This window comes from Nonomuraea sp. NPDC049504, from assembly GCF_040676845.1.
GTDB classification, from domain to species: domain Bacteria; phylum Actinomycetota; class Actinomycetes; order Streptosporangiales; family Streptosporangiaceae; genus Nonomuraea; species Nonomuraea salmonea.
Genome location: NZ_JBFAPT010000017.1, coordinates 95,927 through 120,771 on the forward strand (window position 1 = coordinate 95,927; position 24,845 = coordinate 120,771).

Annotated in this window: 15 protein-coding genes; 11 read left to right on the forward strand and 4 right to left on the reverse strand. The window is 71.1% G+C overall.

All coding sequences use genetic code 11. The annotated features are described in order from the left end of the window. Nucleotides 1-77: 77 nt before the first annotated feature. Nucleotides 78-1,994 (forward strand): N-acetylmuramoyl-L-alanine amidase, encoded by a 1,917-nt coding sequence (locus tag AB0K28_RS29830; RefSeq protein WP_364376577.1) that lies wholly within the window; start codon nucleotides 78-80, stop codon nucleotides 1,992-1,994. On the opposite strand, the gene AB0K28_RS29835 is transcribed toward AB0K28_RS29830, so the two are convergent. Together AB0K28_RS29835 and glgP are read right to left on the reverse strand one after the other, a co-directional pair. Continuing rightward, complete coding sequence (locus AB0K28_RS29835) at nucleotides 1,957-2,853, reverse strand: MurR/RpiR family transcriptional regulator (RefSeq protein ID WP_355414562.1); 897 nt, start codon at nucleotides 2,851-2,853, stop codon at nucleotides 1,957-1,959. The two genes, AB0K28_RS29830 and AB0K28_RS29835, sit on opposite strands and share 38 nt — an antisense overlap. Nucleotides 2,854-2,901: 48 nt before the next feature. After that, complete coding sequence (gene glgP, locus AB0K28_RS29840; protein WP_364376580.1) at nucleotides 2,902-5,484, reverse strand: alpha-glucan family phosphorylase; 2,583 nt, start codon at nucleotides 5,482-5,484, stop codon at nucleotides 2,902-2,904. Between the two features lie 244 nt (nucleotides 5,485-5,728). Here glgP and AB0K28_RS29845 point away from each other — a divergent pair, with 244 nt between their 5' ends. The 3 genes from AB0K28_RS29845 to AB0K28_RS29855 all read left to right on the forward strand — a co-directional run bounded on the left by AB0K28_RS29845 (nucleotide 5,729) and on the right by AB0K28_RS29855 (nucleotide 10,916). Then, nucleotides 5,729-7,807: an alpha-1,4-glucan--maltose-1-phosphate maltosyltransferase gene (locus AB0K28_RS29845; RefSeq protein ID WP_364376583.1), complete on the forward strand. Its 2,079-nt coding sequence runs from the start codon at nucleotides 5,729-5,731 to the stop codon at nucleotides 7,805-7,807. A 73-nt stretch (nucleotides 7,808-7,880) separates the two neighbouring features. Next, on the forward strand, nucleotides 7,881-9,581 hold the full coding sequence (gene treS / locus AB0K28_RS29850; RefSeq protein ID WP_364376586.1) for a maltose alpha-D-glucosyltransferase: 1,701 nt from the start codon (nucleotides 7,881-7,883) through the stop codon (nucleotides 9,579-9,581). A 3-nt stretch (nucleotides 9,582-9,584) separates the two neighbouring features. Then, complete coding sequence (locus AB0K28_RS29855) at nucleotides 9,585-10,916, forward strand: aminoglycoside phosphotransferase (RefSeq protein WP_364376589.1); 1,332 nt, start codon at nucleotides 9,585-9,587, stop codon at nucleotides 10,914-10,916. A 71-nt stretch (nucleotides 10,917-10,987) separates the two neighbouring features. Here AB0K28_RS29855 and AB0K28_RS29860 read toward each other — a convergent pair whose 3' ends face one another. After that, entirely contained in the window at nucleotides 10,988-11,848 is an 861-nt protein-coding gene (locus AB0K28_RS29860) for an NAD(P)-binding domain-containing protein (RefSeq protein WP_364376592.1), read from the reverse strand. A 96-nt stretch (nucleotides 11,849-11,944) separates the two neighbouring features. Between AB0K28_RS29860 and AB0K28_RS29865 the strand changes: the two genes are divergently transcribed. From AB0K28_RS29865 to AB0K28_RS29890, 6 genes are all read left to right on the forward strand, one after another. Further along, entirely contained in the window at nucleotides 11,945-15,109 is a 3,165-nt protein-coding gene (locus AB0K28_RS29865; RefSeq protein ID WP_364376595.1) for a BTAD domain-containing putative transcriptional regulator, read from the forward strand. A 105-nt stretch (nucleotides 15,110-15,214) separates the two neighbouring features. Then, nucleotides 15,215-17,377 carry a 1,4-alpha-glucan branching protein GlgB gene (gene glgB, locus AB0K28_RS29870; RefSeq protein WP_364376598.1) on the forward strand — a complete coding sequence of 721 codons (2,163 nt, stop codon included), beginning with the start codon at nucleotides 15,215-15,217 and terminating at the stop codon, nucleotides 17,375-17,377. A gap of 99 nt (nucleotides 17,378-17,476) precedes the next feature. Beyond that, nucleotides 17,477-19,489 (forward strand): S8 family serine peptidase, encoded by a 2,013-nt coding sequence (locus AB0K28_RS29875; RefSeq protein WP_364376601.1) that lies wholly within the window; start codon nucleotides 17,477-17,479, stop codon nucleotides 19,487-19,489. A gap of 194 nt (nucleotides 19,490-19,683) precedes the next feature. Next, a complete protein-coding gene (locus AB0K28_RS29880) occupies nucleotides 19,684-21,075 on the forward strand; it encodes a S8 family serine peptidase (protein WP_364376604.1) in 1,392 nt (463 codons plus the stop codon). Between the two features lie 111 nt (nucleotides 21,076-21,186). Then, a complete protein-coding gene (locus AB0K28_RS29885) occupies nucleotides 21,187-22,386 on the forward strand; it encodes a histidine kinase (RefSeq protein ID WP_364376607.1) in 1,200 nt (399 codons plus the stop codon). After that, nucleotides 22,383-23,045 carry a response regulator transcription factor gene (locus tag AB0K28_RS29890; protein WP_345389370.1) on the forward strand — a complete coding sequence of 221 codons (663 nt, stop codon included), beginning with the start codon at nucleotides 22,383-22,385 and terminating at the stop codon, nucleotides 23,043-23,045. The genes AB0K28_RS29885 and AB0K28_RS29890 overlap by 4 nt, the downstream gene beginning before the upstream one ends. Here AB0K28_RS29890 and AB0K28_RS29895 read toward each other — a convergent pair. After that, a complete protein-coding gene (locus AB0K28_RS29895; RefSeq protein WP_345389372.1) occupies nucleotides 22,935-23,624 on the reverse strand; it encodes a DUF2306 domain-containing protein in 690 nt (229 codons plus the stop codon). The two genes, AB0K28_RS29890 and AB0K28_RS29895, sit on opposite strands and share 111 nt — an antisense overlap. 189 nt (nucleotides 23,625-23,813) lie before the next feature. Here AB0K28_RS29895 and AB0K28_RS29900 point away from each other — a divergent pair, with 189 nt between their 5' ends. Continuing rightward, complete coding sequence (locus AB0K28_RS29900) at nucleotides 23,814-24,797, forward strand: NAD(P)-dependent alcohol dehydrogenase (RefSeq protein WP_364376611.1); 984 nt, start codon at nucleotides 23,814-23,816, stop codon at nucleotides 24,795-24,797. Nucleotides 24,798-24,845: the final 48 nt, after the last annotated feature.

A 24,845-nucleotide genomic window follows, 5' to 3' on the forward strand; every position in this document is an offset into this window, starting at 1 on the left:
GCAAAGATCTCGCCTGAGAAGGAAAATGTTGAGACGCTGAATCGCACTATGCGCCCCCCAGCCCCGAGGAGTGGTTCATGCGCAGACTACTGGCGACCTCGCTCGTCGCCCTGCTGCCGTTAATCCCGGCGAGCCCCGCCCAGGCAGCGCCGCCGGCGGACCGGCAGCAGGCGTTCGCGTCCGCCGCGGAGGAGTTCGGCGTCCCCGAGAGCGTGTTGCTGGGTGTCTCCTACCTGGAGTCCCGCTGGGACGCCCACGCCGGGCAGCCGTCGAGCGACGCCGGCTTCGGCCCGATGCACCTCACCGACGCCGCCGCGTTCAGCGCGGGCAACCATCACGACGCGGGCGAGGAGGACGCGCGCGGCGACGACGGCCGTCCGCTGCCCGCCCCCGAGGCCCGCCCGGCGCCGGCCGAGCTGCCGGCCTCGCTGCGGACCATGGAGCGGGCCGCGCAGCTGACCGGCGAGAGCCGCGAGCGGCTGCGTTCCGATGCCGCCGCCAACATCCGCGGCGGCGCGGCACTGCTGGCCGAGTACCAGAAGGCGCTCGGCGCGCCGCTGAGCGACGATCCCGGCCAGTGGTACGGCGCGGTCGCGAAGTACTCGGGCGCCGAGGAGTCGGGCGCGGCCAAGTTCTTCGCCGACGAGGTCTTCTCGATCATCAAGGAGGGGGCCGAGCGGACGACCGACGACGGCCACCGGGTCCGGCTGCCCGCCGTGCCGCGCCTCGACGCGATCGAGAAGTGGCTGGAGAAGCTCGGCCTGCGCCCGCCGGTGCGTCCCGACGGCATCGAGTGCCCGGCGTCGATCTCCTGCGAGTGGATCCCGGCCGCGTACGCGCAGCTCCCGAACGACGACTACGGCCACTACGACCTGGCGAACCGCCCGGCCAGCCAGAAGGTCGACTACATCATCATTCACGACATGGAGGGATATTTCCTGCCCTCCATCCGCCTCAACCAGGACCCCGCCTACGGCGCGAGCTGGCACTACTCCGTCCGCTCCACCGACGGCCACATCGCCCAGCACATCAAGACCAAGGACGTCGGCTGGCAGGCCGGCAACTGGTACATCAACGCCAAGTCCATCGGCATCGAGCACGAGGGCTTCCTGGCGGAGGGCGGCACCTGGTTCACCGAGGCGATGTACCGCTCGTCCGCCCGCCTGGTCCGCTACCTGGCGCTGCGCCACGGCGTGCCGCTCGACCGGGCCCACATCCTGGGCCACGACAACGTCCCCGGCACCCTGCCGACCACCGTGCGCGGCATGCACGAGGACCCGGGGCCGTTCTGGGACTGGGCGCACTACTTCAAGCTGATGGGCGCGCCGCTGCACGGGCTGGGCGGCCCCCGCTCCGGCGCGGTCATGATCAGACCCGACTTCGCGACGAACAAGCCGCACTTCTACGGCTGTGACCGCCAGAACCCCGAGGCCGACTGCCCGCCGCTGCCCGCCCACACCGTGTGGCTGCGCACGGAGCCGCGCGAGGACGCGCCGCTGGTCAAGGACATCGGCAAGCATCCGACCGGCGAGTCCCTCTACAGCGTCTACGACCACAGCGCCCGCGCCAGCACCGGCCAGCGCTACGCCGTGGCCGAGCGCAGCGGCGACTGGACGGCCATCTGGTACCTCGGGCAGAAGGCGTGGTTCCACAACCCGGCCTCGAACCCGACCGCCGTGCCGTCGATGGGCCTGCTGGTCACGCCGAAGCCGGGCAAGGCGACCGTGCCGGTCTACGGCAGGGCCTACCCCGAGGAGGAGGCGTACCCGGAGGGCATCCCGTACCAGGCGGTGACCCCGCTGCAGTACACGTTCTCGGCGGGCGAGAAGTACACGCTCGCGGGCGTGGCGCCGGCCGAGTATTACCGGGCGGTCACCTTCAACCTGGAGGACCACACGGTCGTGCGCGGCAGGACGAAGTATCTGCAGATCCAGTTCGGCCACCGCGTGATGTTCGTCAAGGCTGACGACGTGCGGGTGACGTTCTCCGGGTGAACTCCGTGACGGCGCGCCTGGTGCTCTCGAGCGCCTCCTGAGAGGAGTCGAACGTGCGCTGGGCGACGCCGACGAAGACGCAGTCGACGACGAGGAGCTGGCTGATGCGGCTGGCCAGGGCGCCGGGACGGAACTCCGTCTCGCGCCCGGCCGAGATCAGCACGTGTTCGGCCAGCTCCGCGATCGAGGAGCGGGGGTTGTTGGTGATGGCGACCGTGGTGGCCCCCGCCTCCTTGGCGCGGGTCAGCGGCTCGATCACGTCGGGGGTCTCACCCGAGGTGCTGATGCCGATGGCGACGTCGCCTTCGCGCAGCAGCACCGCGCTGGTCAGCGCGAGATGGGCGTCCTGGAAGGCGTGGGAGGACAGGCCGATGCGCATCAGCTTCTGGGCGACGTCCTCGGCGACCAGGCCGGAGGCGCTGACGCCGTAGGCGTCGATCCTGCGGGCGCCGACGATGGCGTCGACCACCAGGCCGAGCCGCTCGGAGGTGAGCTGGGCGACGGTGTCGTTGATCGCCTCCGACTCGGCCCGCGCCACCTTGTGGATGACCTCCGACAGCGGGTCGTCGGGGGCGAGGTCACCGGGCACCAGCCGGTCGGGCTGCGCGGCCGCCGCGGCTAACGCCAGCCTGAGCTGCGGATATCCGGCGAAGCCGAGCAGCCGCGCGGTGCGCACGATCGTGGCCTCGCTGGTGCCCGAGGCGGCCGAGAGCTCGGTGATGGTGCTCCTGGCCACCGTCGCGGGGTCTTCGAGTATGAGGCGGGCGACGGTCTGGGCGGCAGGCGTCAACGACGGCAGCACACCGCGAACCGTGGCCACCAGTGTGTCGGCGCGCAGGCCGTTCCCGTTGTCGTCCACCCCCTGATTATGCCGCGTTGACCGCATTGCTGGCCCCGGCCCGCAGTGCTACCGCAACGTCCCGTTGGTCATGCCGGCCGGCTCTTCTGGAACGGTGACGAGCCCCAGCTCGGCCGGGGTGACGAGCAGCGGGTGGTGCGGGACGACGCGCACGGTGTAGCCGAACGCGCCGGTGCGGTCGAGCGGCACCTTCCCGGTGTAGTGGGCGCGCCGGTCGTCGTCCACCGACTGCACCGACAGCGTCGCGTACGCCGGGTGCACCAGCTCGTCGTGCGGCCCGACCTTCCCGTACGCGGCCTGCACCTGGACGTCGTCAGGGTCGAGGTCGCCGAGCGCGATCGTGGCGTGCAGCTCGATCGCGGCCCCCACCTCAGGCGTGTCGCCGACGCCGGTCGCCTCGACGTGCTCGACCCGCACCCCGGGCCAGGCCCTGGCCACCCGCACCCGCCAGGCGGCGAACGCCTTGGCGGGAGCGTAGGACTCGGCGGACAACCCGCGGGCCGAAGCGGCGGCCGGGTTGTAGAGGGTCAGCACGTAGTCGCGGAGCATGCGCCCGGCCAGCACCTTCGGCCCGAGCGAGGCCAGGGTGTGCTTGACCATCTCGATCCAGCGCCGCGGCAGGCCGTCGAACGCCCGGTCGTAGAAGCGGTCGGACACCTCATGCTCGATCAGGTCATAGAGGGCGGCGGCCTCCAGCTCGTCGCGCCGGTCGGAGTTGCTCACGCCGTCGGCGGTCGGGATGGCCCAGCCGTTGGTGCCGTCGTACCACTCGTCCCACCAGCCGTCGCGGATGGACAGGTTCAGTCCGCCGTTGAGCGCGGACTTCATGCCCGACGTGCCGGACGCCTCCAGCGGGCGCAGCGGGTTGTTCAGCCAGACGTCGCAGCCCTGCACCATGAGCTGCCCGAGCGCCATGTCGTAGTCGGGCAGGAACACGATCCGGTGGCGGACCTGCTGCTGGTCGGCGAACTTGACGATCTGCTGGATCAGCTTCTTCCCGCCCTCATCGGCCGGGTGCGCCTTGCCGGCGATCACGATCTGCACCGGCTTGTCAGGGTCGAGCAGCAGCTCGGTGAGCCGCTCGGGGTCGCGCAGCATGAGGGTGAGCCGCTTGTACGACGGCACCCGCCGCGCGAACCCGATGGTCAGCACGTCGGGGTCGAGCGCGTCGTCGATCCAGCCCAGCTCGGCGTCGGAGGCCCCGCGCTCGCGCCACGACCGGCGCAGGCGCACGCGGGCCCCCTCGACCAGCCGCTTGCGCAGCGTGCCGCGGATGTGCCAGATGTCGGCGTCGGAGATCTTCTGGATGCCCTCCCACCCGCGGGCCCGCTCCAGCAGCGTGGGCAGCTCGCGTCCGGCCAGCTCCATGAACTCGCGGCCGACCCAGGTGGGCGCGTGGACGCCGTTGGTGATCGAGCCGATCGGCACCTCGTCCAGGTCAAAACCGGGCCAGAGATCTTTGAACATCTCCCGGCTGACTTCTCCATGCAATTGGGACACCCCGTTGACCCTCTGGGCCAGCCGCATGCCCATCACGGCCATGTTGAACCGGCTCGGGTCGGCCTCGGCGCCCAGCGCGAGAATGCGCTCGACCGGCACGGTCGGCCAGGAGTTGGGGCCGCCGAAGTGCCGCTCGATCATGTCGCGCGGGAAGCGGTCGATGCCGGCGGGCACGGGCGTGTGGGTGGTGAACACGGTGCCGGCGCGTACGGCCTCCAGCGCCTCGTCGAACGACATGCGGGCCTCGGTCAGCTCGCGGATGCGCTCGAGGCCGAGGAAGCCGGCGTGGCCCTCGTTGGTGTGGAAGACCTCGGGGTCGGCGTGCCCGGTGATGCGGCAGTAGGCCCTGATCGCGCGTACGCCGCCCACGCCGAGCAGCAGCTCCTGCATGAGTCTGTGGTCGGTGCCGCCGCCGTAGAGGCGGTCGGTGACGTCTCTGGCCGCGTTGTCGTTCTCGGCCACGTCGGAGTCGAGCAGCAGCAGCGGTACCCGGCCCACCTGCGCCACCCACACCTGGGCGTGCAGGACCCGCTCGTCGGGCAGCGACAGGCGGATCTTGACGGGCGTGCCGTCGGGCTCCTTGAGCAGGCTGAGCGGCAGCCCGCCGGCGTCGAGCGACGGATAGTGCTCCAGCTGCCAGCCCTCGGGTGACAGGGACTGCGTGAAGTAGCCGTGGCGGTAGAGCAGGCCCACCGCGAGGATGGGCACGCCCAGGTCGCTGGCCGCCTTCAGGTGGTCACCCGCGAGGATGCCGAGGCCGCCGGAGTATTGCGGCAGCGCGCCGGCGATGCCGTACTCGGGCGAGAAGTAGGCGATGGCCCTGGCGCTGTCGGGCAGCGTCTGGTACCAGCGCGGAGAGGTCATGTATTCGCGCAGGTCGTCGGCCGCGTCGGCGAGGCGGCGCAGGAACCGGCGGTCGGCGGCCAGCTCGGTGAGCCGGGCCGGGGTGACGGCGCCGAGCAGGGCCACGGGGTCGTGGCCGACCTGTTCCCACAGCTCGGCGTCGACCTCCGCGAAGAGGTCCATCGTCTCCGGGTGCCATGACCAGCGGAGATTCTGGACGAGCTCGCCGAGGGCGGCCAGCTCCGCGGGCAGGACGGTGCGGACGGTAAACCGGCGGATAGCTCTCACGTTTCTGCACCCTACGGGCTAGGAGGGACCTCTGAGTCCTTCACCCTCATCAAGGCCGTTCAAACCCCTTCCGGGAACAAGCATGAAGAGGGACTATTGGGGCAACTTTCCAGGTTGTTGGGCCTTCCCGCACACAGTCCGGGGAGGTCTATCCGCTGCTGTCCACAATTTACATGCAAGGATCGTTCCTGCCAGGGAAAGCCTCCGGCGGTACCGGGAGTACCGCCGCAAACCCTTGAATGCGATGATCGGACGAATTCCCATCACGGACATCTCCCCCGTCGTCGACTGCGGGCAGTGGCCCGCCAAGGCGGTCGCCGGCGAGACCTTCGAGGTCTCGGCGACCGTGTTCAGAGAGGGCCACGACGCCGTCGCGGCGGGCGTGGTGCTCACCGCGCCCGACGGACAGCGCGGGCGCCTGAGACCGATGCGCGAGCTGGCGCCCGGCACCGACCGCTGGGCCGTCGAGGTGTGCCTGCCCGCCGAGGGCGACTGGCTGTTCCGCGTGGAGGCGTGGAGCGACCCGATCACGACCTGGCTGCACGACGCGGAGATCAAGATCCCGCGCGGCATGGACGTCGACCTGATGTGCGAGGAGGGCGCCCGGCTGTTCGAGCGGGCGGCCAAGGCCGTACGCCCGGCCGACTGCCCCAACGCCGAGGGCACCAGGACCACCAGGCAGCGCCAGAACGGGAACGGCAACGGCGACAGCGCGTGCGGCCACCGCGCCGCCCTGCTGTCGATCTCCGCCACGCTGCGTGACGACAACCTCGACCCGCGGGCCAGGCTGTCCATCGCCCAGCTCCCCGAGACGGCCGCGCTGCTGGAGGCGCATCCGCTCCGCGAGCTGGTGACCAGGTCGAAGTCGCACAAGGTGAGAGTGGATCGCCGCCGCGCGCTCTACGGCTCCTGGTACGAGTTCTTCCCCAGGTCAGAGGGGGCGGTGGTCGACCAGAACGGCGTGTCGAAGTCCGGCACGTTCCAGACGGCCGCCAAGCGGCTGCCCGCGATCGCCAAGATGGGCTTCGACGTCGTCTATCTGCCGCCCATCCACCCGATCGGCACCACGTTCCGCAAAGGGCGCAACAACACGCTGAGCCCCGAGCCCGACGAGCCTGGCTCGCCGTGGGCGATCGGCTCCGAGGACGGCGGCCACGACGCGATCCACCCCGACCTGGGCACGATCGAGGACTTCGAGGAGTTCGTGGAGCGGACGAGGGCCCTGGGCATGGAGGTGGCGCTGGACTTCGCGCTGCAGTGCTCGCCCGACCATCCCTGGGTCAAGGAGCACCCGGAGTGGTTCACGATCAGGGCCGACGGGTCGATCGCGTACGCCGAGAACCCGCCCAAGAAATACCAGGACATCTACCCGATCAACTTCGACAAGGACCCCGAGGGGATCTACAACGAGGTCAAGCGGGTGCTGCGGCACTGGATGGACCACGGGGTGCGGATCTTCCGGGTGGACAACCCGCACACCAAGCCGGTGGCGTTCTGGGAGCGGCTGCTGGCCGACGTGCATCGCACCGACCCCGATGTGATCTTCCTCTCTGAGGCGTTCACGCGGCCGGCGATGATGCGTACGCTGGCGAAGACCGGTTACCACCAGTCCTATACCTATTACACCTGGAAGAACAGCAAGTGGGATGTTGAGACCTACCTGACCGAGCTGGCCAAGGAGACCTCGGCCTACCTGCGTCCGAACCTGTTCGTCAACACTCCCGACATCCTGCACGAATACCTGCAACACGGCGGTGTCCCCGCATTCAAGATCAGGGCGGTGCTGGCCGCGCTGGCATCGCCGACCTGGGGCGTCTACTCCGGTTACGAACTCTTCGAAAACGTGCCGGTTCGGCCCGGTAGCGAGGAATACCTGGATAGCGAAAAATATCAGTACAAACCGCGCGATTGGGCTGCGGCCGAACGCGAAGGACGGACCCTCGCCCCCTTCATCACTCACCTGAATTTGTTCCGAAGAGCGCATCCGGCACTGCAGGAATTGCGTAATCTACGGTTCCACAGGGTCGACCAACCGGACATCGTTTGCTTCTCCAAACGGCTCCCGGGCGCCTATGACACGGCCACACGAAGGCACGGGCTGGGCGACGTCGTTCTGGCGGTCATCAACCTCGATCCACATCACACCCACGAGGCGACTGTAGAACTCGACCTGCCTGCACTCGGGCTCGACTGGAACGCCGAGTTCGTCGTCGACGACGAGTTGTCAGGCGAGTCGTACCGCTGGCGGCAGAGCAACTATGTACGCCTCGACCCCCACATCCAGCCTGCCCACATTCTGACCGTACGAGCCGCGCCACGGTAAGAAACTGAATTCAGCGGGGAGTCTTCGACGTGTGTGAAAGCGCCTCCCTCATGAGCCCTCTGCGAGGCGGCTCATGAGCTCCACACCCATTCCCAACACCTTTGACGAGGAAAAACCGCGCGATCCCCATTGGTACAAGCGCGCGGTCTTCTACGAGGTCCTGATCCGGGGTTTCTCCGACTCCAACGGCGACGGGACCGGCGACATCAGGGGCCTCATCAGCAAGCTCGACTACCTGCAATGGCTGGGCGTCGACTGCCTCTGGCTGCTGCCGCTCTACGACTCGCCGCTGCGTGACGGCGGTTACGACATCTCGGACTTCATGAAGATCCTGCCCGAGTTCGGCGATCTCGGGGACTTCGTACGACTGGTTGATGAGGCGCACAAACGCGGCATGCGGGTCATCGCCGACCTGGTCATGAACCACACCAGCGACGCCCATCCCTGGTTCCAGGCGTCCCGGCACGACCCCGAGGGGCCGTACGGGGACTTCTACGTCTGGTCCGACACGGATGAGAAGTACCAGGACGCCCGGATCATCTTCATCGACACCGAGACGTCGAACTGGACGTACGACCCCGTACGCGGCCAGTACTACTGGCACCGGTTCTTCCACCACCAGCCCGACCTCAACTACGACAACCCGGACGTGCAGAAGGCGATGCTGGAGGTTCTGCGCTTCTGGCTGGACCTGGGCATCGACGGGTTCCGGCTGGACGCGGTGCCGTACCTCTTCGAGGAGGAGGGCACCAACTGCGAGAACCTGCCGAAGACCCACCAGTACCTCAAGCAGGTGCGGGCCGAGGTGGACCGCATCTACCCCGACCGCGTGCTGCTCGCCGAGGCCAACCAGTGGCCGTCGGACGTGGTGGAGTACTTCGGCGACCCGGTCGGCGGCGGGGACGAATGCCACATGGCCTTCCATTTCCCGCTGATGCCCCGAATCTTCATGGCCGTCCGCAGGGAATCCCGCTTCCCCATTTCCGAAATTTTGGCCCAAACGCCGAAAATTCCGGAAAACTGCCAATGGGGGATCTTCCTCCGCAACCACGACGAGCTCACCCTCGAAATGGTCACGGACGAAGAACGCGACTACATGTACACCGAGTACGCCAAAGACCCCCGCATGCGGGCGAACGTCGGCATCCGCCGCCGCCTGGCCCCTCTGCTGGAGAACGACCGCAACCAGATCGAGCTGTTCACCGCGCTGCTGCTGTCGCTGCCCGGCTCCCCCGTGCTCTACTACGGCGACGAGATCGGCATGGGCGACAACATCTGGCTCGGCGACCGCGACGGCGTGCGCACCCCCATGCAGTGGGACCCCGACCGCAACGCCGGCTTCTCCGACTGCGACCCCGGCCGGCTCTACCTGCCGGTCATCATGGACCCGATCTACGGCTACCAGGCCATCAACGTCGAGGCCCAGCAGAAGAACGCGGGCTCGCTGCTGCACTGGACCCGCCGCATGATCGAGATCCGCAAGCGCCATCCGGTCTTCGGGCTGGGCGGCTACGCCGAGCTCAACTCCTCCAACCCCAGCGTGCTGGCGTTCGTCCGGGAGCTGGGCGACGACCGGATGCTGTGCGTGAACAACCTGTCACGCTTCCCGCAGCCGGTGGAGCTCGACCTGCGCAGGTTCGTCGGCGTGTCGCCCGTGGAGACCATGGGCGGCGTTCCATTCCCGGCAATTGGCGAGCTTCCGTATCTTTTGACGCTTCCCGGGCATGGGTTCTATTGGTTCACACTCCCGCCGGCCGTCACCCAGGAGGAGTAGAGCGTGCTTGATGAGCTCCTTGCCGCATGGATCAGCCGTCAGCGTTGGTTCGGCGGCAAGGGGCGCCCGATCGACGACCTGTCGATCGACGCGGACGTCGAGCTCGCCGCCGGGCTGCGGCACCTCATCGTGGCCGTCTGGCAGGACGGCTCGCGCGACCGCTACCAGCTGCTGCTGGGCGAGCGTGACGACCTGCCGGAGCGGCTCTCCCACGCCCTCATCGGCACCCAGGACGCCACCTACCTCTATGACGCGGTCCACGACAGCGACCTGATGCACGTGCTGCTCGAAGGCATGGCGGCCGACGGGACCCGCAACGGCCTGCGCATGCGGCACGTGCCCGGGCACACCGTGGACACCTCGCCGCGCAGCCTCGTGCTGGGGGCCGAGCAGTCCAACACCTCGCTGGTGTTCGGGGACGCGTACATCTGCAAGCTCTTCCGGCGGCTCATCCCCGGCGTCAACCCCGAGCTGGAGATCATCACCGCGCTCGCGGACAGGAACGCGCCGCACATCGCGCAGCCGTACGGGTGGATCGAGGCCGACCTCGACGGCACGGACACCACGCTCGCGATCATGCAGGAGTTCCTCACCCCCGCCAACGACGGCTGGGACCTCGCCCTGGCCAGCGTGCGCGACCTGTACGCCTCACTGCCCGAGGTGCCGGCCGGCGAGGCGGGCGGCGACTTCGCGGCCGAGGCGCTGCGGCTGGGGATCGCCACCGCGCGCGTCCACCACGAGCTGGCCGCCGCCTTCCCCACGAGCATCGTCGAGATCCACGAGGTCAAGCGCATGGCCGAGGGGCTCAGGCGGCGGCTCGGGCGGGCCGTGGCCGAGGTGCCCGAGCTGCGGCCGCATGTGAGTGCCATTGAGGCCGCCTACCATCAGGTGGAACTACTCACCACCGAGGTGCCCGTGCAACGGGTTCACGGAGACTTCCATCTCGGACAGGTCATGCGCACCCCGACGGACTGGGTGATCCTTGACTTCGAGGGCGAACCAGGACAGCCGCTCGCCGAGCGCCGCGCCCTCTCCTCGCCGCTGCGGGACGTGGCCGGCATGCTGCGCTCGTTCGACTACGCTGCCCGGCACCTGCTGCTCGGCCACTCCGAGGCCGAGCGGCTGGAGCCCCGGGCGCAGGAGTGGGCCGACCGCAACCGCGCCGCCTTCCTCGACGGCTACACCGAGGGCGGCGGCGTCATCAACGCCGCCGACGCGGCGCTGCTGCGGGCGTTCGAGCTGTCCAAGGCGGTGTACGAGGTCGTGTACGAGGCCCGCAACCGCCCCGCCTGGATGCCGATCCCCCTGGCCGCCTTCCGCCCGCGCGCGGCGTGACCGCCGTAGCCCGAGACCGCCGTAGCCCGAGACCGCCGTAATCCGAGACCGCCGTCAGTCCGAAACCGCCGTCAGTCCGCGACCAGCTCCTCGACCAGCCCCGACAGGCCCTCGTGCGCCAGGCCGCGCGCCACGCGGCGCTCCAGGATCTCCTGCATCGGCAGCAGCAGGTCGGGCCGCACGCCCTGCTCGTGGAACGCGCGCACCAGGTTCGCCACGCCTGACCTGTTGATCTCCAGGTTGGAGACGTCGGTGCCGTGGTCGCCCGACTCCATCTTCTCCGCCCACGCCGGTTGCTGGGCGGCCATCGCGTTCAGCCACGGGACCAGCAGGCCGGAGGTGAAGTCCCGCAGCGGGTAGCCCGCCGAGCGCACCAGGGCGGCGGCCTCCAGGAAGCCGGCCATCTGGCCGTACATGCCGGTCAGCATCGCGAGGTCGAGCAGCGGCGCCATCGCGGGGTCCGCGCCCGTGTACTGGGGGCGGGCCATGGCGGACAGCGCCTGCTCGTAGCGGTCATAGGCGGCCTTGGAGCCGCTGTAGAGGATGAGGGCGCCCGGCGTGGCGATCATCTGAGGGATGGCCATGATGCCGCCGGCCAGGTGGTCGCCGCCGCGCTCGCTCACCAGGGCGGCGATCTCGCGGGCCTCGACGGGGCGGCTGGTGGTGAGGTTCGCGATGACCCGGCCCCGCAGCTCGGCGCCCTCCAGCGTGGCGGTGACGGACCGGCTGTCGAGCAGGCAGGCTATGACCAGCTCGCTCGCCGCCACCGCCGCCGCCGGGGTGGCCGCCTGCTTCGCGCCCTCGGCCACGAGGGGGTCGGCCTTGGCGGGCGTACGGTTCCAGACCGTGACCTGGTGGCCGGCGGCGAGCAGGCTCTTGGCGAGCGCGGTTCCCATGAGGCCGAGGCCCAGGACGGAGATATTTTCCGACATTTCGGTGTTCCTTCTGAATGAGGATGTTGCGTCGGGATCCAGGCTGCTGGTGGGCGGTTATGGTCGGGTTCTGAGTTGGTTATGGGGGTTCTTCGGATGCGGTTCGGGGTGCTGGGGCCGCTCGCGGTGTGGTCGGCGGACGGGCGTGCGGTGCGGGTGCCCGAGGTCAAGGTCCGCGCGCTGCTGGCCAGGCTGCTGGTCGACCCTGGGCGTACCGTCTCCGCCGGCCGGCTCGTCGAGGACCTCTGGGGCGAGCGGCCGCCCGCCGACGCGTCCGCCGCGCTGCGGGTCAAGGTGTCCCAGCTGCGCCGGGCACTGGGTGATCGGGAGGTGGTGGCGTACCGGCCGCCCGGGTACGCGCTGCGCGTCGAGCCCGCGTCCGTGGACGCCGCCCTGTTCGAGTCGCTGCTGCGGCGCGCCCGGCACACCGCCGCCCTGGACGAGCGCGCCGCCGTGCTCCGTGAGGCGCTCGGGTTGTGGCGGGGCCCGGCCTACGCCGAGTTCGCCGACGCGCCCTTCGCCGTCGCCGCCGTGGCCAGGCTCGACGAGCAGCGGCTGGTGGCGTACGAGGAGCTGGCCGAGACCCGTCTCGGGCTGGGCGAGCACGCGCTGGTCGCCGCCGATCTCCCCGACCTCATCACCGCCCATCCGCTGCGCGAACGTCTGCGCGCCGCGCACATGCGCGCCCTCTACGGCGCCGGCCGCCCCACCGAGGCGCTGGACGCCTACCAGGACCTCCGCCGTCGGCTCAAGGACGAACTGGGCCTGGACCCCAGCCCTGACCTGGCGGCCCTCCACCAAGCCGTCCTCCGCCAGGACCCGACACTCACGAACGCGCCCGCCCGAGGTGCGACCGCCGTGCGACCGGGCGCGCCGCCACCCGAGGCGCGGCCCAGGACGAACCTCCCCGCTCCCCTCACTCCCCTGGTCGGACGGGACACGGCGGTGTCCGAGGTGCGCGCTCTCCTCCGCGCTCACCGGCTCGTCACCCTCACCGGCCCCGGAGGCGTCGGCAAGACCCGCCTCGCCCTGGCCGCCGCTCAGCACGAAACCGCCTTCGACGGCGTCTGGCTCGTCGAACTGGCCGCACTCCGCCCGGGAGCACGGGTGATCGAGGTGGCGGAGGCCGTCGCCGACGTCCTCGGCCTACGCGACGACACCCCAGGCAGGCTTCCGGACCGGCTGCCCGCTGCCCTCGCCGGGCGGCGCGCGCTGCTGGTGCTGGACAACTGTGAGCACGTGATCGAGCAGGTCGCCGAGCTGAGCGCCCGCCTGCTGCGGGCCGCGCCCGGCCTACGGGTGCTGGCCACCGGTCAGGAGCCGCTGCGCATCGAGGGCGAGGCGATCTACGCCGTGCCCCCGCTGGACCTGGACGCGGCGGTCGCCCTCTTCACCGCCCGCGCCTCGGTCGCCCCCGATCCCCACGTGATGGAGATCTGTGCGCGGCTGGACGGGATCCCGCTCGCGCTGGAGCTGGCCGCCACGCGGATGCGCACGCTGACGCCCAGGCAGCTCGTGGAGCGGCTCGATGACCGGTTCAGGGTGCTCGCCTCCGGGATGCGCGACGCGCCGGCCAGGCAGCGCACGCTGCGGGCGATGATCGACTGGAGCTGGGAGCTGCTGACGGACGCGGAGCGGGTGGTGCTGCGCCGCCTGGCCGTGCACGCCGACGGCTGCACGCTGGAGGCGGCCGAGGACGTCTGCGCCGAACCCGGCCTCGACGTGCTCGACCTCCTGGCCCGCCTGGTGGACCGCTCGCTCGTGGTCAGGACTGCGCCTCACGAGGCGCGGTACCGGCTGCTGGAGTCGGTGGCGGCGTACTGCGTGGAGCGGCTGGAGGCGGCCGGGGAGCTGGAGGAGGTGCGGCTGCGGCACGTACGCCATTACGCCGCCCTGGCCGAACGGCTGGAGCCGCACCTGCGCGGCCACGGCCAGCGGGAGGCGCTGGCCCGCCTCGACGCCGAGGGCGCGAACCTGCGGGCGGCGCTGGAGACGGCGGTCAGGACGCGGGCGGCGGCCGAGGCGCTGCGCCTGGTCAACTCCCTGGCCTGGTACTGGGTGCTGCGCGGCCGGCTCGGCGAGGCAAGGCGCGCCCTGGAGTCGGCCCTGTCCCTGGGCACGTCCCTGGGCACGTCCCTGGGCACGGACGGCTCCGGCGCGGCGGAGGCCGGAGCGTGGCTGGCGGGGGTGACGCTGCTGGCGGGCAGGCTCGTGCCGGTGGATCGCCTGCGGTTCGAGGAGATCGCCGATCGGGGGCGGCGGGCGCGGGTGCGGTGGTTCGTCGGGCACGCCCTGTACGGGTACGACGATCTGTCGGCGAGCGTGGGCCTCATGCGGGCGGCGCTGGCGGAGTTCGGCGAGCTGGGCGACGAGTGGGGCACCGCTGCCGCGCTGACGGTGCTCGGGCGGCACGCCGGCCTGCTGGGCGAGCTCGGCACCGCACGTGATCACGCCGAGCGCGGGCTGGCGATGTTCAGGGCGGCCGGGGACCGGTGGGGTGAGCTGCGGGCGGCGGAGAACCTGGGGACGCTGGCCGAGATCACCGGCGACTACGAGCGGGCGGCGGCGCTGCGTACCGAGGTGCTGGGGCTGGCGGAGGAGCTGGGCCTGTGGAGCACGGTGCCGGACGCGCTGTCCAGGCTGGGCCGGGTCGCGCTGCTGACCGGCGACCACGCGCGGGCGGACGACCACCACGAGCGGGCCAGGCGGCTGGCGGTGGCGCAGTCGAACCGGCCCGCCGAGGAGTTCGCCGAGCTGGGGCTGGCGTTGAGCGCGCGCAGGCAGGGCCGGCTGGACGAGGCGGAGCGGCGGTTGCGTGCCTGGCTGGGCTGGGTCGCGGACGTGGCGGGTGATCCTGGGGCGGCGCTGATCCTGGCCGAGCTGGGTTTCGTGGCCGAGCAGCGCGGCGATCCGGCGGCCGCCCTCGACCTGCAGCTCCAGGGCCTGGCGATGGCCCGCAAGGTCGGCGACCCGAGGGCGGCGGCGCTCGCACTGGAGGGGCTGGCGGGCGCGCGGGCACTCGGCGGCCGTCCTGAGGAGGCGGCGCGGCTGCTCGGCCGGGCCGCCGCGCTCAGGGAGTCGGTGGGCGCGCCGCTGCCGAAGGGCGAGCGCGGTGACGTGGACCGGATCACGGCGGCCGTCCGTACGGCGCTGGGGCGGGAGGCGTTCGCGACCGCCCTGGCGGCGGGCGCCGCTCTCCCCCTGGAAGACACCGTTAAGCGAGCAACGCCGGAAAGCGTCCCTGATGCACCTTTTGTCTAAACCCAAGAACAACCCCTGTTTTTCGCACTTGCAGTGATTGTCAGGGTGAAAGCGGGCAGTGCCTGGGAGGAACGGTCATCATAGGGCAGTGTTGGGAGCATGCCGATGAGGACAGAGCTCGACCGCCTCGCGGGCGGCGCGCACCACGACCCGCACTCCGTGCTCGGAGCGCACCCCGTCAGCGGCGGGGTGGTGTTCCGTGCGCTGCGTCCACTCGCCGAGCGGGTGCGCGTGGTGTTCGAGGACGGCTCTGCCCACGACATGAAACACCAGGCCCACGGCGTGTTCGAGGTCACCGTGCCGGGGCTGGACAAAGTGCCCGCGTACACGTTGAGCGTGAAGTATCAGGGCTGCGAGCCGATCGAGATGCTCGACCCCTACCGGCACTGGCCGACGCTCGGCGAGGTGGACCTGCACCTCATCGGCGAAGGACGGCACGAGCGGCTGTGGGAGGCGCTCGGCGCCCGCGTGATGGAGCACGAGGACGTCGAGGGCACCGCGTTCGCCGTCTGGGCGCCCAACGCGCGCGGCATCAGGGTGGTCGGCGACTTCAACCACTGGGACGGCACCGCCTACCCCATGCGCTCGCTCGGCCGTTCAGGGGTCTGGGAGCTGTTCGTGCCGGGGCTCGGGGCCGGGCAGCGGTACAAGTACCAGATCCTGGGCGCCGACGGCGTGTGGCGGGACAAGGCCGACCCGATGGCGCGGCGCACCGAGGTGCCGCCGATGACCGCCTCGGTGATCGACAAGTCCGACTACAGCTGGCAGGACGACGCCTGGATGGTCGAGCGGCGCGAGCAGCAGCCGCAGACGGGGCCGATGAGCATCTACGAGGTGCACCTGGGGTCGTGGCGGCCCGGACTGTCGTACGTGGAGCTGGCCGACCAGCTCTCCGAGTACGCCGCCGACCTGGGCTTCACCCACGTGGAGCTGCTGCCGGTGGCCGAGCACCCGTTCGGCGGCTCGTGGGGCTACCAGGTGACCTCCTACTACGCTCCGACGGCCAGGTTCGGCACGCCCGACGAGTTCCGCCACTTCGTGGACCGCATGCACCAGCGCGGCATCGGCGTGCTGCTCGACTGGGTGCCCGCGCACTTCCCGATGGACGACTGGGCGCTGGCCCGCTTCGACGGCACCCCGCTGTACGAGCACGCCGACCCGGCCAGGGGCGAGCACCCCGACTGGGGCACGTACGTCTTCGACTTCGGCCGCAGGGAGGTGCGCAACTTCCTGGTGGCCAACGCGCTGTTCTGGCTGAAGGAGTTCCACATCGACGGCCTGCGGGTGGACGCGGTGGCCTCGATGCTCTACCTCGACTACTCGCGCCGCGAGGGCGAGTGGACGCCGAACGTCTACGGCGGCAGGGAGAACCTAGACGCGGTCGAGTTCCTCAAGGAGATGAACGCGGTCTGCTACCGCGAGGCGCCCGGCATCTCCACCGTGGCGGAGGAGTCGACGGCCTGGCCGGGGGTTTCGCGGCCGGTGCACCTGGGCGGGCTGGGCTTCGGCTTCAAGTGGAACATGGGCTGGATGCACGACACGCTCGAATACCTGCGCCACGAGCCGATCTTCCGCCAGTACCACCACCACAAGATGACGTTCTCGCTGCTGTACGCCTACTCCGAGAACTACGTGCTGCCGCTCTCCCACGACGAGGTCGTGCACGGCAAGGGCTCCCTGCTGGGGAAGATGCCCGGCGACGAGTGGCAGCGGTTCGCGCAGCTGCGGGCGCTGCTGGCGTTCATGTGGGCGCATCCGGGCAAGCAGCTGCTGTTCATGGGCGGCGAGTTCGGTCAGGGCTCGGAGTGGTCGGAGAGCCGCGGGCTCGACTGGTGGGTGCTGGAGTTCGACGGGCACCAGGGCGTGCAGCGGCTGGTCCGCGACCTCAACAGGATCTACCGCGAGACCCCCGCGCTGTGGGAGCAGGACTCCAGGCCGGAGGGGTTCCGGTGGATCGACGCCGACGACGCCTTGGGCAACACGTTCTCGTTCGTCCGCTATGCGAACGACGGGTCGGCGGTGGCGTGCGTGGTCAACTTCAGTGGCGGGCCGCACGAGAACTACCGGCTGGGGCTCCCGTACGCGGGGCAGTGGACGGAGATGGTCAACACCGACGCCTACGACTACTGGGGCAGCGGCGTGGGCAACATGGGGCTGGTCGAGGCCGGGGACGAGCCGTGGCACGGGCTGCCGTACTCGACGACGCTGCGGGTGCCGCCGCTCGGCGCGGTCTGGCTCACGCACCCGGGCAGTCGGCTGGACGATTGAGGGGCAGCTGCTGAAAGTTCGGTGAGAAAGCGGGGCGGGGGCCTGTGCCTGCCCGGAAATTCACCCTAAACTCCGAGATCATCCCCTCTCGGAGGACGCGTGCGATTCCGCCCCTTGTTCGTGACCTCGATCGCGCTGGCCCTGCTGCCGCTCGCGGGCCCGGCGTACGCCGATCCGACGCCGGCGCCCACCCCGGGCGTCACCCAGCCGGTCACCCCGCCCGGCACCCCGCCGGCCACCCAGCCGCCCCCGGAGCAGCAGCCGGCCCCTGAGGAGACGCCTGCGCCGCCGCAGGAGACGCCCAGGACTCCTGAGGAGAAGGTCGAGGAGGGCTTAGGCGTCGACGGCGGCACCGAGCGGGCCATCGTCGAGCTGACCGACCCGGCCCAGCACGCCCCCGTGGCCACGCAGGCCGCAGCCGAGAGCGTGGACGTGCTGCTCCAGCCGCAGGACCAGTCGTTCATGGTGGTCGAGGGCACCGCCGCGGAGCTGGCCAAGCTGGCCGCGGACCCGCGAGTCTCCTCCATCCACCGCGACCGCCTCTACAGCCCGGCCGAGGTCACCCCGAACCTCTCGCTGATCGGCGCCGACCAGGTGCACCAGGGCAGCAACACCGGCGCGAACCAGGCCGTGGCGGTCATCGACACCGGCATCGACGTGGACCACCCCTGGTTCCAGGGCCGGATCCTGGCGCAGGCGTGCTTCTCGGCGACCGAGGACGCGGGCGTCGAGTCGCTCTGCCCGAGTGGCGCGACGGAGCAGCTCGACGGCGACGCGGCCTCGGCGACCACGCCGAAGTGCCTGCTGGGCTCGGTGAACATGTGCGACCACGGCTCGCACGTCGCGGGCATCGCGGCCGGCACCGGCGGCGTCGCACCGGGCGCGGGCATCGTGGCGGTGCAGGTGTTCAGCCGGATCAACGACGAGGACCTGTGCGGCGAGGCGGCCTGCCTCATGGCGTACGAGTCGTCGCTGCGCCGGGCTCTTGAGTACGTACGGGATCTGAACGTCGCCAGGCCCATCGCCGCGGTGAACCTGAGCCTGGGCGGCTGGCTGTACGACACGAGCTGCGACACCGAGCCGGAGGGCGCCGTCTTCAAGGAGACGATCGACGCCCTGCTGGCCAAGAACATCGCGACCGTGGTGGCGGCGGGCAACGAGTACTACGAGGGCGTGGCACACCCGGCCTGCGTCTCGACGGCGGTGGCGGTCGGCGCGAACGACAACGAGGACCGCATCGCCGACTTCTCGAACCGGGGGCCGCTGCTCGACCTGTTCGCGCCGGGCGTGGACATCACCTCGGCGGTGCCGGACGACGCGACGACCGCCTACAGCGGCACCTCGATGTCCACCCCGCACGTGGCGGGCGCGCTGGCGCTGATGCGCGAGGCCAACCCCGGCACGCCGATGACCGAGCTGATCGAGAAGCTGAAGACCACCGGCCGCCCGTACGTGTACGAGGCCGCCGGCGCCCAGGTCAGCACGCCGCGCCTGGACCTGGCGGCGGCCATCACGGGGGCCACCACGCAGCCGCCCGTCTCGCAGAGCCCGGCGCCCGAGCCTCCGCCCGGCGAGCTGGAGCCGAACCCGACCGACAGCAGCGGCCCCACGCCGCAGCCGGAGGAGCCGGGTGACCAGCCCTCGACGCCGCCCAGTCCCGTACCACTGCCGACGGTGACGGTCACGGTGACCGTGACGCAGACGGCGACGCCCGCGGCGCCGGCGGCGGCCGTGTGCACGCGGGGCACCGCGGCCCACAACGGGGCCAAGAAGCTCAGCGCCAAGAAGTGGGCCGTGGAGCTGCACCGCAGCAGCGGCAAGCTGTCCGACGAGACGCTGACCTGCTACCTGAAGCTGATCGCGAAGTCGAGCAAGGTGTTCCCCGAGCTGACCAAGGCGTCGTCGCTGGGCAAGGCGTACCGGGTGATCAAGGGGACGAGCAGCGGCAAGGCGAAGCTGGACGGCGCGCTGCTGACGGCCTGGCTCAACTGGGCGCACGGCACGAACGGCACCAAGGCGCTGACGGCGGCGGAGAAGGTGCGCCTGTCGAGCAAGCCGTCCGCTAAGGCGCTGAAGAAAGCCACCACGAACATCCTCAAAACCGTCAAATAGCCACATGTAGCGAGAAGGCCGGTCGAATGTGGACCGGCCTTCTTCTCTTCTCCCGATTCCCCGTAAAGAACCCTTCATCGTTTCTCTGCCTCACATAGGCCACTGACATCACAGTTGTCACAGGCGGGGAGGTAGCGGCTGTAATCAGCCGGGAGCCGGAGGCGCTTCACGGCTCCAGCCTCCGGGAGGAACAAGTGAGGCTACGGTCTCTGCTGGCCGGCGCGGCGACGCTGGCCCTGACATCAGCCGTGCTGTACGCGGCCCCCGCATTCCACGCCGACGCCGCCGACACGGGCGATCCCATCATCAGCCCGGCACTGGCCTCGGAGGTGCAGGCGAAGAGCCGGGTCCGCTCCATCATCCAGCTCAAACCAGGTCAGAGCGTGCAGGCGGTGGCCGCCGACCTGGAGCAGGCGTCCGACGGCAGCCGCATCGTCGAGGGGACGGGCTCGCCGCACTTCTTCGTCGCCGAGGTGGACCGGCGCACGCTCGACAAGCTCAAGCAGGACGATCGCGTGCACTCGGTCTACAAGGACGAGCTGAGCATGCCCTTTCTCGACGTCAGCACCGCCCTGATCCGCTCGAACCGGGCGAACGCGGCGGGCTGGAACGGCACCGGCACCACCATCGCCGTGCTCGACACCGGGATCGACCGGGACCATCCATTCTTCACCGGGCGCATCGTGGACGAAGCCTGCTTCTCCTCCGCCAGCGCCACCGACGGCACGGTCTCGCTCTGCCCCAACAACCAGCCCAGCCAGACCGGGCCTGGCGCGGCCGACGCCGAGACCGCGCAGTGCCTGGTCAACGCGCAGAACGCGTGCTCCCACGGCAGCCACGTGGCGGGCATCGCGGCGGGCAAGATGACCGACGGCGCGCCCGCCAACGGCGTCGCCCCCGAGGCCCGGCTGCTGCCCATCCAGGTGTTCAGCCGGGTGGACAACGCCCTGACCTGCGCGCTGCGGGGCAGCACCGCACCCTGCTTCCTCAGCTACACCTCCGACCAGAAGCTGGCGCTCGAGTACGTCTCGCGGGTGGTCAGGAGGCACAACGTCGCCGCGGTGAACATGAGCCTGGGCGGCGGGACGCCGTACTCGGAGGCGTGCGACGGCGACCCGACCGCCGCGGCCGTCAAGCCGGAGTTCGACGCGCTGGTGAACCTGGGCGTGGCGCCCGTGGTCGCGGCGGGCAACAGCGGGTTCGCCAACGCGGTGGCCTCGCCGGCCTGCATCTCCACGGCCATCGCCGTGGGGGCGACCGACGACGGTGACCGGCTGGCCTCGTTCACGAACAGGGGGCCGCTGCTGGACCTGTTCGCGCCGGGCGTGACCATCAACTCGGCGGTGCCGGACGACGCGTACGGGGACAAGAGCGGCACCTCGATGGCCGCGCCGCACGTCGCGGGGGCGTTCGCGCTGCTGCGGCAGGCCAACCCGGACTTCACGGTCGCGCAGAGCCTGCAGCGGCTGCGGGACACCGGGACGGCGATCCAGTTCGACGCCTCCGGCACGCCGGTGGTCACCTCCAGGATCGACCTGGAACGCGCCACCACCACGGCCCAGGCCAGCATGGACCCCCGGCTCTGAGCCCGGAGCAGCTGCCCCAGGCGCTCAAGCGCGCCGGCGACGACCGGCGCCGTCACCTCGCCGCCGGGGGCTGAGACCCCCCGGCGGCGCGCGGGAACGTACGATGTGCACGTGCCCGGCTTCTTACGCTCCATCTGGAGCGAGCCCCGCCCGCCCGATCCCCCGTGCCGGGTGTGGCACGACTGGGTGCTGGTGGGCCTGCTCGTGCCGGCCATCGTGCTGGAGGGCCTGCTCAGGGACGACCTGCAGCACCGCCCGCTGTCCATGATCTTCGCGCTGGCGCTGCTGCCCACCCTGCTGATGCGGCGCACCCATCCGCTGCTCGCCCTGGCCGTGCCCATCGTGCTGACGGGCCTGATCCAGCTCACCACCGGGGCCGACCTGTCGGAGCTGACCGCGTCGGCGTACGTGCTGCTCCTGCTCCACGCGCCCGCCCGCTGGGGCAGCGGGCGTGAGGCCCTGGCCGCGCTCGGGCTGATGGTGCTCGCGGTGCTCACCGCCACCGTCTCCGGGGTCATCGCGCCGGGCGACGTGCTCGGGGCGTTCAGCGCCGTGTTCGCGGTGTTCGCGCTGGGCGCGACCTTCCGCTTCCTCACCCGGGCCAGGATGCGCGAGCTCGACCAGGTCAAGCTGCTCGAACGCGAGCAACTGGCCCGCGACCTGCACGACACCGTGGCCCACCACGTCTCGGCGATGGCGATCAGGGCGCAGGCGGGCATCGCGACCGCCACCACTGATCCGGGAGCGGCCGTTGACGCGCTGCGGGTGATCGAGGCCGAGGCGTCGCGCACGCTCGCCGAGATGCGCGCCATGGTGCGGGTGCTGCGCAGGGACCAGGTCGCCGAGCGGACGCCCAACGCGCGCCTCGCCGACCTCGAACAGCTCGCGGGACGGCCGTCCGGCACCGGGCCCGTCGTGGTGCTGGAGATCGACGGCGACCTCGGCGGCGTGCCGCCGTCGGTGGGCGCGGCGGTCTACCGGATCGCCCAGGAGTCCGTCACGAACGCCCGCCGCCACGCCAGGCACGCCACCAGGATCGACGTGCGGGTGACGGTGGACGACACGTCGGTGCGGGTGAAGGTCAGCGACGACGGCGACAGCACCGCCGGCCGTCCCGTGATCTCGTCCGGGTACGGCCTGCTCGGCATGGCGGAGCGCGCCGACCTGCTGGGCGGCACCTGCGAGGCGGGACCCAACCCGGGCCGCGGCTGGACGGTCACCGCCGTGCTGCCGCGCTCAGGACCTCAGGCGGAGCTCGGCAGGCGACCGGCCGCGAGCCGGACGGAGCGGTGGGCGGGAGGACAGGCGTGAGCGAGCCCATTCGGGTGATCGTCGCGGACGACCAGGAGATCGCGCGTACGGGGCTGCGGATGATCCTCGACGCGCAGCCCGGCATCGAGGTGATCGCCGAGGCCGGGGACGGCGCGCGGGCGGTCGAGCTGGCCAGGCGGCTGCGGCCGGAGGTGTGCCTGTTCGACATCCGCATGCCGAGCTGCGACGGCATCGAGGCGACGGCGCGGCTGGCCGGGCCCGACGTGGCCGACCCCCTCGCGGTGGTCGTCATCACGACGTTCGACCTGGACGAGTACGTCTACGCGGCGCTCAGGGCCGGCGCCCGCGGATTCCTGCTCAAGGACGCCGGGCCCGACCTGCTGGCCCAGGCCGTACGCGCGGCCGCGGCCGGCGACGCGCTCATCGCCCCGAACGTCACGGCGAGGCTGCTGTCCGCGTTCGCCGGCACGGGGCCCGCCCAGCCGCTCGCGCAGCCGGTCGAGCCGCTGACCGAGCGGGAGGAGGAGATCCTGCTCACCGTGGCACGCGGGCGGACGAACAGCGAGATCGCCGACGAGCTGCACATCTCACTCAGCACGGTCAAGAGTCACGTCGCCAGCCTGATGACCAAGCTCGGGCTCCGCAACCGGGTGGAGATCGCCATGTGGGCGTACGAGACCCGCCGGGTGCGGCGCTGACCTGCGGATCCCCCACTCGGCGACGGCCAGGTTGATCACCCAGCCGGCGGCCTGGAGCAGGGCGCGGGCGAAGGCGTCCGGCGGGCCCGCCGCCGCCTCCCAGATCCCCAGGGTGAACGCCTGCGTGCCGGCGCCGAGGCCGATCGCGTACGCGCGGGTCATCCAGGCGCGGTGCCGGCGGACGTCCCTGCGCCGGACGGCGGCGAAGCCGCGGACGAGCGCGACCGCCATGAGCGTCCCGAACACCAGCCGGAACGCGGTGAGCAGGCCCGCGTCGCGCGGCGGGAGCGGCGCGAACAGCGTCATCCACACCGCCGACAGCGCTGCCACGAGCCCCGCCACGACCAGCACCCGCCCGGCCGCCCGATGCCACCCGCGCCTGCGCCGGCGGAACCCCGACGCGAACTGGAAGGCGCCGAGCACGGTGTAGAGCGGCGAGGCCGTGACGTGCAGCGCGAGCGGCACCCCGTGCGCCGCCTCCCCCGGCAGGTCGCCCACCCGCAGCACCCCGGCCACCACGGGCACGAGCCCCAACGCGATCAGCCCGGCGGGCACCGCCCATCCACCTGGAGTTCTCATGCTGCGATGGTGACCGCGCGGACCACACCGGGGCATCGGTCCAGGGGTCCGTTCCCTGGGGCCGTCCGGCGGGCTCGCACGTCGTACTTTCGGCTGCCGGACGGTCCCGCTTACGGCCGTTACGCCGCCCCTGCTCCCGCGCTCACACTGAGGCCGTCAGCGCAGCGAACCAGCAGAAGGAGATGCGCGATGAAGGCCTGGGTCCTCCGCCGGTACGGCTCCCCCGACGTGCTCGATCTCACCGACCTCGACCGCCCAGCCCCCGGCCCGGGCGAGGTCCTGGTCCAGGTCAAGGCCGCGTCCGTCCAGCCCTGGGACTGGCACCTGATGCGCGGCGAGCCGCTGATGGCCCGCCTGGTGGGCCCGCTCGGCCTGCGCCGGCCGCATCTCAGCGTCCTGGGCGCGGACGTCTCCGGCGTCGTGGTCGCGGCCGGCGAGGGGGTGACGGAGTTCGCGCCGGGCGACGAGGTGTGGTCGATGCCCGAAGGCGGCGGGTTCGCCGAGTACGTCACCATCTCCGCGGACAAGGTCGCGCGCAAGCCGCACCACCTGTCGTTCGCGGAGGCGGCGGCCGTGCCGCTGGCCGCCATGACGGCACTGCTCGCGATCCGCGACCACGCCAAGGTCAGGCCAGGGCACCGGATGCTGGTGAACGGCGCGTCGGGCGGGGTGGGCACGTTCGCGGTGCAGCTCGCCAAGGCGTACGGGGCGCACGTCACGGCCGTGTGCGGCGGCAGGAACGCGGACCTGATGCGCACGCTCGGCGCCGACGAGGTGATCGACTACGCCAAGGAGGACTTCACCAGGGGCGGCCGGCCGTACGACTCCCTGCTCTTCATCGCGGGCAACAGGAAGTTCCGCGAGTGCCGGCGGGTGCTGCGGCCCAAGGGCGTGTGCGTGCTCATCGGCGGCTCGCCGGGGCGGTGGGTGCAGCCGATGGGGCAGCTCATCGGGACGATCGCGGCGTCGGCCTTGGTCTCGCAGCGGGCCGTCGTGGCGAACGTCGTCGGCTGCCCCGACATCCGCCGCAACCTGGACGAGCTGGCCGGGCTCATGGAGGACGGCAAGGTGCGGCCGGTGATCGACAGCACGTACGCGTTCGACGAGCTGCGGCCCGCGATGCGCTACCAGGAGGAGGGGCACGCGACCGGCAAGGTCGTCCTCACGATGTGAGCCGGGGAACCCCTCGTCCGGCAAGGCCGCATTTCGAATTGTGTCGCT

Bases quoted from the DNA above. Each gene is read 5' to 3' on its own strand.
- AB0K28_RS29895 (WP_345389372.1), bottom strand. From the start codon at position 23,624: ATGAGAACTCCAGGTGGATGGGCGGTGCCCGCCGGGCTGATCGCGTTG.
- AB0K28_RS29865 (WP_364376595.1), top strand. From the start codon at position 11,945: ATGCGGTTCGGGGTGCTGGGGCCGCTCGCGGTGTGGTCGGCGGACGGG.
- AB0K28_RS29860 (WP_364376592.1), bottom strand. From the start codon at position 11,848: ATGTCGGAAAATATCTCCGTCCTGGGCCTCGGCCTCATGGGAACCGCG.
- glgB (WP_364376598.1), top strand. From the start codon at position 15,215: ATGAGGACAGAGCTCGACCGCCTCGCGGGCGGCGCGCACCACGACCCG.
- treS (WP_364376586.1), top strand. From the start codon at position 7,881: ATGAGCTCCACACCCATTCCCAACACCTTTGACGAGGAAAAACCGCGC.
- AB0K28_RS29830 (WP_364376577.1), top strand. From the start codon at position 78: ATGCGCAGACTACTGGCGACCTCGCTCGTCGCCCTGCTGCCGTTAATC.
- AB0K28_RS29845 (WP_364376583.1), top strand. From the start codon at position 5,729: ATGATCGGACGAATTCCCATCACGGACATCTCCCCCGTCGTCGACTGC.
- AB0K28_RS29900 (WP_364376611.1), top strand. From the start codon at position 23,814: ATGAAGGCCTGGGTCCTCCGCCGGTACGGCTCCCCCGACGTGCTCGAT.